This window comes from Methylopila turkensis (assembly GCF_027922325.1).
In the GTDB taxonomy this organism is placed as follows: Bacteria; Pseudomonadota; Alphaproteobacteria; order Rhizobiales; family Methylopilaceae; genus Methylopila; species Methylopila turkensis.
Genome location: NZ_BSFL01000001.1, coordinates 1,255,086 through 1,269,846 on the forward strand (window position 1 = coordinate 1,255,086; position 14,761 = coordinate 1,269,846).

Genomic DNA, 14,761 nt, shown 5'->3' on the forward strand with positions numbered 1-14,761 from the left:
GCGTCCGTCACCGGAGCATGAGCGGTGGCCACGCCGCCGCCCCGACGAGGACGAGCCAGATCGCGGGCGCGAAGAACGCGCCGAAGGCGATGCGGTCCATGCGCCCGGAGCCGCGGAGCGCCGCGACGGCGAGGCCGGCGAGGCTGGCCGCGAGCAGGGCCGCCGCGACGCCCTCGGCGCCGATCAGGCATCCGCCCGCCGCCGCCAGCTTGACGTCGCCGAAGCCGAGGCCGTCCTGGCCGCGCAGCCGGTAGAACGCCTCGCGCAGCAGCCAGAGCGCGCCGCCGGTGAGCGCGACGTCCGCGCCGAGCGACAGCGCCGTCGCGAGCGAGGCGCCGTCGTCGGCAAACCTCGCCGCCACGCCGATGGCGGCGAGCGCCAGCGCCGTCGGATCCGGAATGACGAAGCCGGTCGCGTCGCGCCAGACGATCCAGGCGACGAGCGGCAGGGTCGTGGCGGCGACCAACGGCGCGCCGGGGCTCAGGACCGAGAGCGCCGCGGCGGCCGCGATCCCGACGAGGCCCGCCGCGCGGTCGGCCTTGCGGAAGGCGCGCTCTGCGGACGGCGTCTGCATCGCGGGCTACTTCGCGACCGCCGGCCGCGCTCCGCTTCCGAGCACCGTCATGCGCGAGCGGAACTCCTGCGCCGCGCTCTGCGCGTCCTCGCCGTTGCGGATCACCTGGGCGCGGATGAAGACCACGAGCTCGGTGCGGTCCTTCACGCTCGACCGCTGGCTGAACAGGTTCCCGACGCCCTTGAGGTCGCCGAGGATCGGGATGCCGTTCTTGCCGCGCTCGTCGCGCTTGCTGATGAGGCCGGCGAGCAGCACCGTCTGGCCGCTGACGACCGAGATGTTGCTGGCGACCCGACGCTTGGAGATGGTCGGCGTCAGCGTGTTGGCGCCGCTCGACACCGCGGAGATCTCCTGGTCGATCTGCATCGTGACCGCGTCGTTCTGGCCGATGCGCGGGATCACGTTCAGGATGATGCCGGTGTTCTTGAACTCGACCTGGTTGACGAGCGGGCTGTCGACGTTGTCGACGCTCTGCGCCTGCCGCGTGACGATCGGAATCTCGTCGCCGACCTGGAAGTTCGCCGGCTGGTTCTCCGCCACCACCAGCGAGGGCGACGACAGGATCTCCACGTTCGTCACCTGATCGAGCGCCGAGATCACGACGTCCGGGCTGGAATTGGACCCGATCAGCACGTTGAAGCCGGGCGTCTGCTTGGACAGGACATTGGCGGCCGTTCCGAACAGCGAGAACGAGCCCTTGTCCCGGCCGAGGCCGACGCCGCCGCTCTTCACGAAATACTCGACGCCGTTCCGCATCTCGTCGGTGAGCTGCACCTCGGCGATGGTGGCGTGGATCGCGACCTGAAGCGGCGTCGAGTCGAGCTGGCGCAGCGCCGTGAGGATCTTCTGGTAGGTGTAGCCGTCGGCGTAGGTGACGACCGAGTTGTTGGCGGCATCGGCGCTGATCAGCACGCGCGGCCGGTCGCCGGCGCCGCCGCCCTGCCGGGTCAGATCGATGGTCTCTGCTTCCGCGCTCTGCGAGGGGTCGGCCTGGCCGTCGCCGAAGTTCGGGCTGTTGAAGGCGGAGGCCGAAGCTTGCGCCGGGACGTTGCCGAGATTCTTGCTGGAGGCGGACTCGATGCCGCCGGAGCTCGCGCCCGAACGGCTGTCGGACATGGCGTCGCCAGAGCCAAGCTCATCGCGCTGCATGCCGGTGCCTGCGCGGGGGGTGGTGGTGGGCCCGCCGCGCCCGCCGTCGCCGCCCGCCTGGAACAGGCTGGTCATGATGCGGGCGAGCTCCTTGGCCTCGCGGTAGCGCGCCTTGTAGACGAACACGTTCTCGCCGCCGGCCGCGGTGTCGCGGTCGAGCCGCCGCACCCAGGTCTCCGCCCGGCGCATCAGCTGCTGGGTCTTGGCGACCACCATCACGGCGCGGAGCCGGCCGATGGCCTTGAACTGCACGGTGCCGGCGCCGGCCCCCTTCTCGGCGTCGAACACGCGGTTGAGCTCGGCCACCACCGCGTCGGGCGAGGCGCGCCGGACCTCGTAGATGCCGACCGCCTGGTCCGACATCCAGTCGGCGTCGAACGAGACGATGGCGTCGACCGCCTCCTGCCGGCGCGCGCCGGGGCCGCGCACGACCATGGCGTTGCGGGCCGTGTCGACCCGAAGACCGTCGGATTCCACGATGAAGCCGGAGACGAGGCGCGCCATGGTGGTCGCGGAGACGTGGCGCAGCGGCACGACCGACAGGCCGAAGCCCGGCGTGGCGCGGCGTCCGACGTCGACCGTCCCGCCGCCGGCCGCGAGCGGACCGATGCGCATGGTGGCGCCGACCTTGGTCATGCCGAAGCCGTTGCTCTGCAGCAGCGTGTCGAGCGCGGACAGCAGCTCTTCGGCCGTCATCGGGCGCGGCGAGGAGATCGTCACGCGGCCGCCGACGTCGGAGCTCATGGCGTAATTGATCTTGAGCGCCTCGCCGAGGATCGCCTGCACCACGTTGCGGAGGTCGGCGTCCTCGAAATTGAGGCGGTAGCGCGCGGCGCCGCCGGGCTCCTCCGGCCCCTCGGACGGCGCGGCGACGAGGCGCAGCGGCGACGGCCCGGAGTCGGCGGCGGCGAAGGCGGCCGGGGCGGCCTCGGACCCGCCGGGCGCCGCCGGGGCCGCGTCCGGCTTCGGGTTGCGGGCGGACAGATCGACCACGAGGCCGGTCCGCACGACGTCGGCGTCGCCTTCCGGCGTAAGGGAGGAGCATGCGGCGACCGCGAGCGCGCAGGCCGCCAGCATCAGGCGCTTAGCCGCGATCATCGTTTCCCCCGACGTTCATGATCCCAGGTCGATTGAACTGACCCCCTCCCGAAAGTCAATCACCGCGCCTTGTCATGACAAAATCAAGACAAAGTATTGGGGTCCGGAAAACTACGTCGTAGCGGGACTTTTTCCCAACGAACACTGGCCCGAAGCCGCGCCGCAGACTTCGTCGACAGGGGCTGTGGCGCCGCGGGCACGCGCCGCCCGCGATCGCGGCTCAGCGCTCGGGAGGAAACGACCGGCCGTTGAGCAGGCTGCCGTCGGCGCGGCCCCGGACCGACAATGGCGTCCCGGCCGCGGGCGACAGGTCGAAGGTCGCGCCGCTGACGTCGCCGCCGGTGCGCACCACCGGCCTGTCGGAGCCAGAGGCCGCGTCGTCGACGACGGCGAAGCGCGCGTTGCGGATATCGCCGCCGACGATCACGGCCGCGTCCGGCTTGGCGTCAAACGTCGCGCGGCTCACGATCGCCCGGATGTCGGAGCGCGTGACGCCGCCGCGGAAGCGCACGCCGCCGCGTCGGACCTGGAAGGCCTGGATGTCGATCTTGATCTCGTCGGCCGCCTCGTCGGTCTCGAACTCCACCCCCCAGTCCGGCTGGTGCACGCTCTCGGAGGGCGGATCGGGCTCCTCCGTGCCGCCGTATTGCCCGCTGATGTCGAGCCCGCGGCCAGGACCCGTGACGACGATCGGCGTGCGCTTGCAGTTGCGCACCATGTTGTCGCGCATCTGCGAATAGGCGATCGGCCCGGACCAGAACGAGCGGCCGATGTCCATGTGGTTGTTGTTGAGCTGGGCGCCGATCAGCGGCGCTTCGGACGCGTTTTCGAAGAAGCGGCTGAGGGCGTGGCCGAGATTGTCGGTAGCGATGATCTTGCGGAAGCCGAGCGGCGCGTTGTGCAACGGCCCGTCCTTGGCCGCCACCCGGCCCGTCGGCCAGTCGAAGCCGACGCCGAGGTCGCAGGCCGCGAAGGTGTTTCCGCGCAGCAGCAGGCCCCGGCCGACATGCTCCACCGCGCGGTTGAACTTCATGAACGTGCAGCCGGTCACCGTCGCGTCGACGTCGTCGGGATTCGACTGCTTGGCGAAGCGCAGGGCGGTGGCGGCTCCACCCCGCCCGCCCATGAAGTTCAGGTTCTCGAGCGTGGTGAGCGAGGCTTCGATCACGAGGCCCGGCCCGTCGAAGGCGACGGTGATCAGGCTCGCCGCGCCCTCGCCGACGATGCGCAGCCGGCCCGCCTTGATCGGCGCAACGACGCTGCGCTCCAGCCGGTAGCCGTCGGCCGAGGCCGGAACCAGAATGCTGCGCGCGCCGCTCTCGATCGCGGCCGCGATGCAGGCCTCGAAGCTCGCGGCGTCGTCGCCGCCGGTCCCCGCCTGCCCGAAGGCGGCGTCGGCGACGGAGAGCGTCGAGCGGCGCGCGACGAGGGCGGGCGCGGCGAGCGCGCCGGGCGCCCCTGACGCTGCGGCGGCGCCCAGCGTGGCGAGCACCACGCTGCGGCGCGTCGGTCGACGGAACATGGCGGACCTTCCGGCTTGAGGCGGGCGACCTCCCGAGTCTAGCCCGCTTCAGGCCGGCCCGTTAAGCGCGACGGTCCGACGCGTCAGCCGTCGCGGAAGATCTCGCGCTTGCCGGCGTGGTTGGCCGCGCCGACGATGCCCTCCTGCTCCATGCGCTCCATGAGCGAGGCGGCGCGGTTGTAGCCGACCTGCAGCCGGCGCTGGATGTAGGAGGTCGAGGCCTTACGGTCCCGCAGCACGACCGCGACCGCCTGCTCGTAGAGGTCGCCGCTGGTCTCCTCGGCAGCGAAGTCGCCGGCGTCGAACACCGCCGTGTCCTCCGCGCCGCCGCCGTCCGCCTCGTCGCCGCCCTCCTCCTCGTCGTCCGCGGTGACGGCCTCGAGATACTCCGGGCGCCCCTGCAGCTTGAGATGGTCGACGACCTTCTCAACCTCCGCGTCGGAGACGAAGGGGCCGTGGACGCGCAGGATGCGGCCGCCGCCGGCCATGTGCAGCATGTCGCCCTGACCGAGAAGCTGCTCCGCGCCCATCTCGCCGAGGATCGTGCGGCTATCGATCTTGCTGGTGACCTGGAAGGAGATGCGGGTCGGGAAGTTCGCCTTGATCGTGCCGGTGATCACGTCGACGGACGGCCGCTGCGTCGCCATCACGATGTGGATGCCGGCGGCGCGCGCCATCTGGGCCAGGCGCTGGATCGCACCTTCGATCTCCTTGCCGGCGACCATCATCAGGTCGGCCATCTCGTCGACGATGATGACGATGTAGGGCAGCGAGGTCAGGTCCATGACCTCGTCCTCGTAGACCGGCTGGCCGGTCTCGCGGTCGAAGCCGGTCTGCACGGTGCGCACCACCGTCTCGCCCTTCGCCGTCGCCTCCGCCGCGCGGGCGTTGAAGCCGTCGATGTTGCGGACGCCGAGCTTCGACATCTTGCGGTAGCGGTCCTCCATCTCGCGGACCGCCCATTTCAGCGCGATCACCGCCTTCTTCGGGTCGGTGACGACGGGGGTCAGCAGATGGGGGATGCCCTCGTAGACCGAAAGCTCCAGCATCTTGGGGTCGACCATGATCAGCCGGCACTTCTCGGGCGAGTGCATGTAGAGCAGGCTGAGGATCATGGTGTTGATGGCGACCGACTTGCCCGAACCGGTGGTGCCGGCGACGAGCAGGTGGGGCATCTTGGCGAGGTCGGCGATCACCGGCTCGCCGCCGATGGTCTTGCCCAGGCACATGGCGAGCTTCTGCTTGGTCTCGCCGAACTCCGGCGTCTCCAGCAGCTCGCGCAGATAGACGGTCTCGCGCTTGGCGTTCGGCAGCTCGATGCCGATGACGTTGCGCCCCTCGACCACGGCGACGCGGGCCGACACCGCGCTCATGGAGCGGGCGATATCGGAGGCGAGCGCGATCACCCGGCTCGACTTCACGCCGGGCGCCGGCTCGAACTCGTAGAGCGTGACCACGGGACCGGGGTTGGCGTCGATGATCTCGCCGCGCACGCCGAAGTCCTGCAGCGTCTGCTGCAGCTTCAGCGAGTTCTTGTTCAGGAACTCCTCCGAGTGCTCGAAGCAGGGCTCGGCCGCGGCGGCCTCGGCCAGAAGATCGAGCGGCGGCAATTCGTAAGCCTCGGAGACCGGCGCGGGAGCCGGCGCCCGACGGGGAGCGGCCGCAGGCGGAGCCGGCGGGACGGGCGCAGGCGCGGGCGCCCTCGCCGCAGGCGGTGCGACGGGAGCCGCCGGCGCGGACGGAGCGGCGACCTTGGGCGCGGGCGGAGCCGGGGGCGGCGGCGCGACGGGTTCGGGCGCAGGGGCAGGCATCGTCGGCGCCCAGGCGAAGGAGGCGGAGTAGCTGACCGGCGCGAAGCCGCCGAAGGGCTGGCCGAGCGAGTCGGTCACGAACGCTCCCGGCGCGACCGGATCCGGCTCCGGCGCTTCCGGCGCGAAGGCCTCGGCCGCTGGCGCGTTGTCCTGCTCGGCGGCCGCCTCGGGCGCGGCGCCCTCAAGCCGGATCGCGTCCGCGAGGCGGCGGAGCGTCGACGGCTGGCGCACGGGCGCCGGCGCGGGCGCGTCGTCGAAGGTCATGCCGGCGATGGCGTCGGCGGCGGCTTCGGGCTCGATCGGCGCGACGCCGTCGTCGGGCGCCTGGGCGTGGCCGCGCAGGATGCTGTCCGGCGTCCGGGTGAAGCGGGTGTTGGGGCTGATCGCGAACGGCTGGAGCCAGCTCGGCAGCGACGAGCCGACCGGCGCGGGCGCGGCGTCGACGATGAACTCGATCCGCGACGCATGGGGCGTCCGCGGAGCGTCGCCGGCGAGCGGGCCGGGATCGACGGCCACGGAGGCGTCGAGGGTTTCGTCGCGCGCGGCCCGGCGCTCCCGCAGCACGCGGTCCGGGGTGCGCACCGAGCGGACCTCGGTCTGCGGCCGCCGCGCGTCGCCGGGCCCGCGTCCCGCCTCGAGGTCGGAAGATGCGGGCGGCCGTCCCGAAAAACGCATGTCGATGACCCCGTTCCGGCGCCGCGGCGCCCCGTGCGAAAACTCCTCACCAGTTAGGAAGACCAGAGTTAACGAAGCGTGGAGCGCGGCCTGCGGCGCGGCGTCCGACGCTGGGCGTCCACAGGTTCCGGCCGTCAGTCGCCGTCGTCGGGAAACCGGGGCAGCGCATGGACCTCGACGCCTTCTTCCGCCAGCGCCTTCGCCTCGTCGGCGGTGGCGCGGCCGTAGATCGACTTGCGCTCGATCTCCTCGGCGTGCATGCGGCGCGCCATCTCGGGGAAGCGGTCGCCCACGTCTTCGGCGTTGTTTTTGACGTGGGCGCGCAGCTCCCGCAGCATCGCGCGGATCGCCCGATCCTTCTCCGTCACCAGCGCGACGGCCTGCGACGCCTCTTCCGACGGGGCCGCGGCCGGCGCGGCGAAGGTCTCGGCCCGGCGAGTCGCGACCGCGGGCGCCATCAGCGCCTTGGACACGTCCACCGACCCGCAGGCTGGGCACGATAGCAGCCCGCGCGCCGCCTGGGCGTCGAAATCCTGCGACGAGCGGAACCAGCCGTCGAAGCGACGGCCGCAGGCGCAGGCGAGGTCATAGCGAATCATGATGTCCGTTTCCGTGGCCGGCCTTCAGCCGCCGGCCTCGCGCAGCAGCGTCGGCTCGGAAGGAGCCGGCAGCAGGCTGAAGCGGCGGCCGTTCTCCAGCGCCGGGATCTTGCGCCGGGCGGCGGCCGCTTCGGACAGGTCGATCTCGGCGAGCGTGACGCCCGGCTCGGCGCCGTCGATCTCCGCAAGGATCTTGCCCCAGGGATCGACGATCAGGCTGTGGCCATAGGTGTCGCGCCCGTCCTCGTGCCGGCCGCCCTGGGCCGCCGCTATGACGAAGGAGCCGGTCTCGATCGCGCGCGAGCGCAGCAGCACGTGCCAGTGCGCCTCGCCGGTCTGCTTGGTGAAGGCCGCGGGCCCGGCCAGGACCTCGGCCCCGTTCTCGGCCAGCGCCCGGTGCAGCGTCGGGAAGCGGACGTCGTAGCAGATCGTCAGCCCGAGCCGCCCCCACGGCAGATCGACGCCGACCGCGCTCTCGCCCGGACGGTAGGTCTGGCTCTCGCGCCAGCTTTCGCCATTGGCGAGGTCGACGTCGAACATGTGGATCTTGTCGTAGCGGGCGACGACCTCGCCCTCCGGGTCGATGACGAAGCTGCGGTTCGCCGCGCGGTCGCCGTCGAGCCGCACCGCGAGCGAGCCGATGTGCACGAAAACTTTAAGCGCGCGGGCGACCTCCTGCAGCGCGGTCAGCGTCGGACAGGCGCCCTCCGGCACGATCTGCGCGAACAGCTCGTCGCGCGACCGGACCAGGATGTTGGTCATCTCCGGCGTCTGCACATACTGCGCCCCGCCGTCCGCCGCCTCGCCGATCAGGCGCGCCGCAGCGTCCACATTGGCCATCACGTCCTTGCCCGAGCGCATCTGCGCGCACGCGACGACGAAACGCTTGTTCTTCTCGGCCATCGTCACGCCGCCAGCAGCGGATCGAGTCCGCCGGCCTGTTCGAGCGCGTAGAGATCGTCGCAACCGCCCACGTGCCGGTCGCCGATGAAGATCTGCGGGACCGTGCTGCGCCCGCCGGCGCGCTGGATCATCTCCGGGCGCCGGGCCGGCTGGCGGCCGATGTCGATCTCCTCGAACGGGATATCTTTCCGGGCGAGAAGGTCCTTGGCCATGTCGCAATACGGGCAACCGACGCGCGCGTAGACGGTCACAGGGGGCATCGGCGCCTCGGGCGGAACGGGGAGCTTGTCTTCATCCCCGGATATTAGCCCGTCATCCGTCGTTCACAACCACGGCGAAGACGAGAGCGTCCACCGAGGCCGCGCCCGCGCGCCGCGCCAGCCGGGCGAGCCGGTCGAGCGTGGCGCCGGTGGTGAGCACGTCGTCGACCAGCACCACGCGGCGCCCGGCGATGAGCGCCCGGCCCTCCTCCGACACGCGGAACGCGCCGGCGAGATTGTCCGCGCGCTGGGCTGCGGTCAGCCCGACCTGCGGCCTGGTCGCCTTGACGCGCTCCAGCGCCTGCAGCGCCAACTGGGCGCCCGACGCCTCCGCCGCGGCGCGGGCGAGCATCGCCGACTGGTTGAAGCGCCGCCGCCACAGCCGGCCGCGGTGCAGCGGCGTCGGGACCAGCAGCGCGTCCGCTCCGAGCAGCTCGTGGCCCGCCCGCGCCATCATCCCGCCCATGGCGCGGGCGAGATGAAGGCCGTCGCCATACTTCAGGCGGTGCACGAGCGTCCGCGCCGCGCCGTCGAACCGCGCCACCGCGCGGGCGCGGTCCCAGGCCGGCGGGCGCGCCAGCGCCTTCGGCGAGACGAGGCCGGCGCCGAAATCGGCCGGAAACGGCGTGCCGAGCCGCTCGCAGAACGGCCGCTCGATCGGCTTGAACTCGCCCCAGCACGCGACGCACAGCCCGCCCTGATCGGAGACGGGCCGGGAGCAGGCGAGGCATTGCGGCGGCAGCGCGACGTCAAGCAGCGCGCGTCCGAAGCGGCTCGCGGCGGCTTTCAGCCGGGCGAACGGGGCGGGCCGAAGGTCCTGCGCCTCGATCATGGGCGGTTAGGGGCTGGCCGGACGGGGGGCTGCTGATCTAAGCAACGGGCTTGTCGTCCTCGCGTTGGGAGCGCTGCGATGGATCTGTTCCAGACGATGCTACGCCGTTTCGTCGGCGTCGGCTCGCTCACCATCGTCGACCACAAGGGCGTCGCCCACACCCATGCCGGCGCGCCGGGGCCGGAGGTCGTGATCCGGCTGCACGACGCCAAGGTGGCGCGCGACCTGCTGCTCAATCCCGAGCTCAAGGCGGGCGAGGCCTACATGGACGGCCGGCTCACCATCGAGCGCGGCTCGCTCCGCGACTTCCTAACGATCTACGCGCTGAACCGGACGAACCTGCGCGCCCAGCCGATCCAAAAGGCGCTGCGCGGCACGCTGAAGACGCTGAAGCGCTGGGCGCGCGCGAACACCGGCGCGCTGTCGCGGAAGAACGTCGAGGCCCATTACGACCTCTCGAACGAGATGTACCGGCTCTTCCTCGACGAGGGGCTGAACTACTCCTGCGGCTATTTCCGCTCCCCCGACGATACGCTCGAGGAGGCCCAAGTCGCGAAGCTCCGCCACATCGCGGCGAAGCTCGACCTCAGGCCCGGCCAGCGCGTGCTCGACATCGGCTCCGGATGGGGCTCGATGGCGATCTATCTCGCCAAGAACTGCGGGGTCGAGGTGCTGGGCGTGACGCTGTCGAAGGAGCAGCTCGCGCTCGCCCGAGAGCGCGCCGAGGCGGCGGGCGTCGCCGACCGCGTGCGGTTCGAGCTGACGGACTACCGCGACGTCGCGGGGCCGTTCGACCGGATCGTCTCCGTCGGCATGTTCGAGCATGTTGGCGTCAAGAACTTCCCGGCTTTCTTCGCCAAGGTCTCGAAGCTCTTGAAGCCGGACGGCGTCGCGTTGCTGCACTCGATCGGGCGCAAGGGCGGGCCGGGGATCACGGGCGCCTGGGTCAAGAAGTACATCTTCCCTGGCGGCTACTCCCCCGCCCTGTCCGAGACGCTGACGGCGATCGAGGGCGCGAAGCTCTGGGCGACCGACATCGAGATCTGGCGGATGCACTACGCCGAGACCCTCGTGCATTGGGAGCGCCGCTTCCAGGAGAACCGCGCGCGGGCCGCGGCGCTGCTCGGCGAGCGGTTCTGCCGGATGTGGGAGTTCTACCTCATCACGGCGGAGTTCTCGTTCCGCCACGGCAAGCACATGGTGTTCCAGATCCAGCTCACGAAGGACGTCGACGCCACGCCGAAGACCCGCGACTACATGATCGACGCGGAGCGGCGGCTGGAGGCGGGGGAAGCCTCGCGGGCGGCGGCGCTGGAACCGGCGTGACCATCTCGGAGGTCCCGGCGCTCGTCGACCGCAGGGCGCTCCAACTCGCGAGGGCCCGGTCGCTTCGCGGCGGCGAGGGGCCGGACTTCCTGCGCCGTCGCGTCGCGGAGGACGTCGCGGACCGGCTGGCGGCGACGCTGCGCCCCTTCACGGAGGCGCTCGATCTCGTCTCGCCCGGCGGAGAGACGGCGGCCGCGCTCGCCGCTCGGCCCGGCGTGACGCGCGTCGTGCGCGCCGCGGCCCTCGCCGGCCCCGGCGCGGACCTCGCCTGCGATCCGGAGGCGCTGCCCTTCGCGCCCGAGAGCTTCGACCTGATCGTCTCGACGCTGGCGCTGCAGTTCGCGAACGACCTGCCCGGCGCCCTTGCCCAGTGCCGGCGCGCGCTGAGGCCGGACGGGCTGATGCTGGCGGCGCTCCTCGGCGGCGACACGCTGACCGAGCTCCGGCAGGCCTTCGCGGCGGCCGAGGGCGAGGTCGAGGGCGGCCTGAGCCCCCGCGTGCTGCCCTTCGCGGACGTGCGCGCGCTCGGCGGCCTGCTGCAGCGCGCCGGCTTCGCGCTCCCCGTGACCGACGTCGACCGCGTGACGGTGCGCTACCCGCACGCGCTGGCGCTGATGGCGGACCTGCGCGCCTGGGGCGCGACCAACGCGCTCGCCGAGCGGCGGCGGACGCCGCTGCGCCGCGCCACGCTCGGGCGCATGATCGAAATCTACGGCGAGCGTTTCGGCGACCCCGACGGCCGGGTGCGCGCGACCTTCGACATCGTGTGGCTGTCCGGCTGGGCGCCGCATCCCGACCAGCAGAAGCCGCTGAGGCCGGGCTCCGCCCGCACGCGCCTCGCCGACGCCCTCGGCGTTCCAGAAGGCGCTCCGAAGCGGCCGGGCTGAACCTCGGGGCTCAGCGGCCGGTTTCGTCGGCGATGCGCTGGTAGTATTTGCTGAAGACGACGTCGCCCAGCGTGTAGACCGTCACGGCGATCGCCGCGCCGATGCCGACCGCGATCATGGCGTATTCGATCGCCGTCGCGCCGCGCTCGTCTTTCCAGAACCGCGCGAGCGCGCGGAGCGCCCCAGCCGTCAGATCCTGCCCCATGCCACCGCGCTCCCCCGTACGCGCCCGTCCTGGGCGGCTTCGACGCGGCAGTGGGCTCAGAGCAGTCCGACGAGATGCGCTATCAGCGGCTCGTCGGCCGGCGGCATCGGAAAGTCGCGAAGCCGTTCCGGGCGGACCCAGCGCGTCGCCTGGCCCTCGCGCCCCGTCACGACCCCCGTCCAGCGCCGGCACACATAGAGCGGCATCAGCAGGTGGAACGTCTCGTAAGGATGGCTTGCGAAGGTGAGCGGCGCGAGACACGGCTCCTCGACCACGACGCCAAGCTCTTCGGCCAGCTCCCGGATCAAGGTCTGTTCCGGACGCTCGCCCGCCTCGACCTTGCCGCCGGGAAACTCCCAGAGCCCCGCCAGGCTCTTCCCCTCCGGCCGCTGCGCGATCAGCACGCGGCCGTCGGCGTCCACCAGGGCGCAGGCGACGACAAGAACAAGCTTCGGACTCGCATCCTCGACCATCTGACGCGTGAGACCTTAAGGGCGGGTTGAGGCGATCAGGGATTCACGACCGATAATCGGCGTTGATGGCGATGTAGCCCTCGGTGAGGTCGCAGGTCCACACGCGCGCCCGCCCGGCGCTGAGGCCGAGATCGACGCCGATCGTGATCTCCTCCTCTTTCATGTAGGCGGAGGTCACGGCCTCGTCGTAGGACGGGTCGCGCTCGCCCTCATGCGCCACGCGGATGTCGCCGAAGCGGATCGACAGCCGGTCGCGGTCGGCGGGCTCGCCGGCCTTGCCCACCGCCATCACCACGCGGCCCCAGTTGGCGTCCTCGCCGGCGATCGCGGTCTTCACCAGCGGCGAGTTCGCGATCGACAGCGCGATCTTCCGCGCCGAGAGGTCGCTCTCCGCGCCCTCGACCTCGACGGTCACGAACTTGCGCGCGCCCTCGCCGTCGCGGGCGACGAGCTGGGCGAGCTCCACGAGCAGGGCCTCGAACGCGGCGGCGAAGCCGGCGAGCGCCGGATCGGCGGCGTCGGCGACGGGCGCGTTGCCGGCCTTGCCGGTCGCGAAGGCGAGCAGCGTGTCGGAGGTCGAGGTGTCGCCGTCGACGGTCACGCAGTTGAATGAGCGCTCGACCGCGTCGGCCAGCAGCGCCTGCAGCGCGGGGGCGGCGATCGCGGCGTCGGTCGCGACGAAGGCGAGCATGGTCGCCATGTCGGGCGCGATCATGCCGGCGCCCTTGGCGATGCCGTTGATCGTCACCGTGACGCCCCCGATCTCGGCCGTGCGGGTGGCGAGCTTCGGGAAGGTGTCGGTGGTCATGATCGCCTGCGCCGCGGCGGCCCAGGCGTCGCCCCGTCCGGCCGAGACGAGCCCGTCCATCACGCCCGCGAACCGGGTGGCGTCGAGCGGCTCGCCGATCACGCCGGTCGAGGCCAGGAAGATCTCCGCCTCCGGGCAGCCGACCGCCTGCGCCGTGATCTCGGCGGTCAGCGCGGTCGCAGCGCGGCCGCGCTTGCCGGTGAAGGCGTTGGCGTTGCCGGAATTGACCACCAGCGCGCGGATCGCGCCGCCGGCGAGCCGGTCGCGGCACCATTCCACCGGGGCCGAGGGGCACAGCGAGCGCGTCAGCACGCCGGCGACGCTCGTCCCTTCGTCGAAGGCCGCGAGCAGCACGTCGGTCCGGCCCTTGTAGCGGATGCCGGCCGCCGCAGTCGCGAGCCGGACGCCGGCGATCGCCGGCAGCGTCGGCGAGGATTTGGGAGCGAGCGGCGAGACGGCGGTCGACATGGGTTCCCTTCGAAGCGCGTGGCCGCGCGAGGCTTACAGAATTCGTATGACGGAGGGAATGCAGGGCCAGCGCGCGGCGGCGCGGCGAACCCTCCTCCGCTTGCGGAGGAGGGGAACCATGCGCAGCATGGCGGAGGAGGCCCGGCGGAGGAGGTCCGCGCCGAGCGCTTCCCGTATGTTACGGCTTCGGCGCGTCGGCCGGCGGGGCGTCGGCGCCCGGGATCGCGGGCTGCCCCTGGGGCTCGCCGGCCTTGGTGCGCTCGACCTTGGCCTCGCCGCGCAGCTTGAGGATTAGATCCTGCTGGGCGGTGCGCACCACGTACTGCTCGATCTGCGGCTTGACCTGCTCGAACGGCGGGATCGGCCGCTCGCGCTTCTCCGTCACCTTGATGACGTGGAAGCCGAACTGCGTCTTGACCGGATCGGAGACCTTGTTGGGCTCGAGCTTGAACACGGCCTCGTCGAAGGCTGGCACCATCTGGCCCTTGGCGAAGAAGCCGAGGTCGCCGCCCTGCTTGGCGGAGCCCGGATCGGTCGAGACCTCGGTCGCGATCTTGGCGAAGTCCTCGCCCTTGGCGAGCCGCTCCTCGACCTTCTTGGCCTCGTCCTCGGTCTTGACCAGGATGTGGCTGGCGCGCACCTCCTGCTCGGGCTTCAGGTTCTTGGCGGTCTCGTCATAGAGCTTGCGCATCGCCTCGTCGGTGACGGCCGCCTTCGAGGTCTTCTGGAGCAGTTCCTCCATCAGCGCGCGGTCGTGCAGATAGGCGATGCGCTGCTTGAATTCGGAGGTGTCGCCGAGCTTGTCCTTCTCGGCGGCCCGCGCCGCGATCTTCAGGTCGATCAGGTAGTTCAGCGCGTAATCGCGCCGCTGCGGCTCGGTCATGGAGGCGAGCGACTGCTGCAGGTCCTCCTTGGCGAGCTCGACTTCGCCTGCGGTGATCTCGGCGCCGTCCACCGTCGCGAGCACCGTCTTCGGATCGGGCGTCGGCGCCTCCGCGGCGGTCGCGGCCGGAGCCGGCGGCGTCTGCGCCGCGGCGGGCGCGACGGCGGCGAGGATCAGCGCGAAAGACGCGCCGAGCGCGGCGGAACGACGGCTCGGCGAAAGCGAAAATGTCATGAGAACCTTCCGTTTTGAGCGTCGCGGCGCCCCAATCGCGCGGGAGAGTGTCGG

14 protein-coding genes are annotated in these 14,761 nt (G+C 71.7%); 2 read left to right on the forward strand and 12 right to left on the reverse strand.

Annotated features, from left to right (window positions below; translation table 11 throughout):
• Positions 1 to 7: 7 nt before the first annotated feature.
• The 8 genes from PKE78_RS06040 to PKE78_RS06075 all read right to left on the reverse strand — a co-directional run bounded on the left by PKE78_RS06040 (position 8) and on the right by PKE78_RS06075 (position 9,423).
• Entirely contained in the window at positions 8 to 574 is a 567-nt protein-coding gene (locus tag PKE78_RS06040; protein WP_271199924.1) for a prepilin peptidase, read from the reverse strand.
• A gap of 6 nt (positions 575 to 580) precedes the next feature.
• The gene (gene gspD, locus PKE78_RS06045) at positions 581 to 2,821 is read right to left on the reverse strand and encodes a type II secretion system secretin GspD (RefSeq protein WP_271199925.1); all 2,241 of its coding nucleotides are present in this window, start codon (positions 2,819 to 2,821) and stop codon (positions 581 to 583) included.
• Positions 2,822 to 3,041: 220 nt separating this feature from the next.
• Complete coding sequence (locus PKE78_RS06050) at positions 3,042 to 4,343, reverse strand: hypothetical protein (RefSeq protein WP_271199926.1); 1,302 nt, start codon at positions 4,341 to 4,343, stop codon at positions 3,042 to 3,044.
• Between the two features lie 83 nt (positions 4,344 to 4,426).
• On the reverse strand, positions 4,427 to 6,829 hold the full coding sequence (locus tag PKE78_RS06055) for a DNA translocase FtsK (RefSeq protein WP_271199927.1): 2,403 nt from the start codon (positions 6,827 to 6,829) through the stop codon (positions 4,427 to 4,429).
• Between the two features lie 134 nt (positions 6,830 to 6,963).
• On the reverse strand, positions 6,964 to 7,428 hold the full coding sequence (locus tag PKE78_RS06060) for a DUF1178 family protein (protein WP_271199928.1): 465 nt from the start codon (positions 7,426 to 7,428) through the stop codon (positions 6,964 to 6,966).
• A 24-nt stretch (positions 7,429 to 7,452) separates the two neighbouring features.
• The gene (locus PKE78_RS06065) at positions 7,453 to 8,331 is read right to left on the reverse strand and encodes a carbon-nitrogen hydrolase family protein (protein ID WP_271199929.1); all 879 of its coding nucleotides are present in this window, start codon (positions 8,329 to 8,331) and stop codon (positions 7,453 to 7,455) included.
• 2 nt (positions 8,332 to 8,333) lie between these two features.
• Positions 8,334 to 8,591, reverse strand: a complete 258-nt coding sequence (gene grxC / locus PKE78_RS06070) for a glutaredoxin 3 (protein WP_271199930.1) — start codon at positions 8,589 to 8,591, stop codon at positions 8,334 to 8,336.
• A gap of 52 nt (positions 8,592 to 8,643) precedes the next feature.
• Complete coding sequence (locus PKE78_RS06075) at positions 8,644 to 9,423, reverse strand: ComF family protein (protein ID WP_271199931.1); 780 nt, start codon at positions 9,421 to 9,423, stop codon at positions 8,644 to 8,646.
• A gap of 78 nt (positions 9,424 to 9,501) precedes the next feature.
• Here PKE78_RS06075 and PKE78_RS06080 point away from each other — a divergent pair, with 78 nt between their 5' ends.
• Together PKE78_RS06080 and PKE78_RS06085 are read left to right on the forward strand one after the other, a co-directional pair.
• A complete protein-coding gene (locus tag PKE78_RS06080; RefSeq protein WP_271199932.1) occupies positions 9,502 to 10,749 on the forward strand; it encodes an SAM-dependent methyltransferase in 1,248 nt (415 codons plus the stop codon).
• A gap of 2 nt (positions 10,750 to 10,751) precedes the next feature.
• Positions 10,752 to 11,636 carry a methyltransferase domain-containing protein gene (locus tag PKE78_RS06085; RefSeq protein ID WP_271200082.1) on the forward strand — a complete coding sequence of 295 codons (885 nt, stop codon included), beginning with the start codon at positions 10,752 to 10,754 and terminating at the stop codon, positions 11,634 to 11,636.
• A 10-nt stretch (positions 11,637 to 11,646) separates the two neighbouring features.
• Here the strand turns inward: PKE78_RS06085 and PKE78_RS06090 are convergent, their stop codons facing one another.
• The 4 genes from PKE78_RS06090 to PKE78_RS06105 form a co-directional block, all read right to left on the reverse strand.
• A complete protein-coding gene (locus PKE78_RS06090; protein ID WP_271199933.1) occupies positions 11,647 to 11,841 on the reverse strand; it encodes a Flp family type IVb pilin in 195 nt (64 codons plus the stop codon).
• A 56-nt stretch (positions 11,842 to 11,897) separates the two neighbouring features.
• On the reverse strand, positions 11,898 to 12,314 hold the full coding sequence (locus tag PKE78_RS06095; protein ID WP_271199934.1) for a (deoxy)nucleoside triphosphate pyrophosphohydrolase: 417 nt from the start codon (positions 12,312 to 12,314) through the stop codon (positions 11,898 to 11,900).
• A 43-nt stretch (positions 12,315 to 12,357) separates the two neighbouring features.
• A complete protein-coding gene (gene argJ / locus PKE78_RS06100; RefSeq protein ID WP_271199935.1) occupies positions 12,358 to 13,590 on the reverse strand; it encodes a bifunctional glutamate N-acetyltransferase/amino-acid acetyltransferase ArgJ in 1,233 nt (410 codons plus the stop codon).
• Between the two features lie 178 nt (positions 13,591 to 13,768).
• Positions 13,769 to 14,707, reverse strand: a complete 939-nt coding sequence (locus PKE78_RS06105; RefSeq protein ID WP_271199936.1) for a peptidylprolyl isomerase — start codon at positions 14,705 to 14,707, stop codon at positions 13,769 to 13,771.
• Positions 14,708 to 14,761 lie beyond the last annotated feature (54 nt).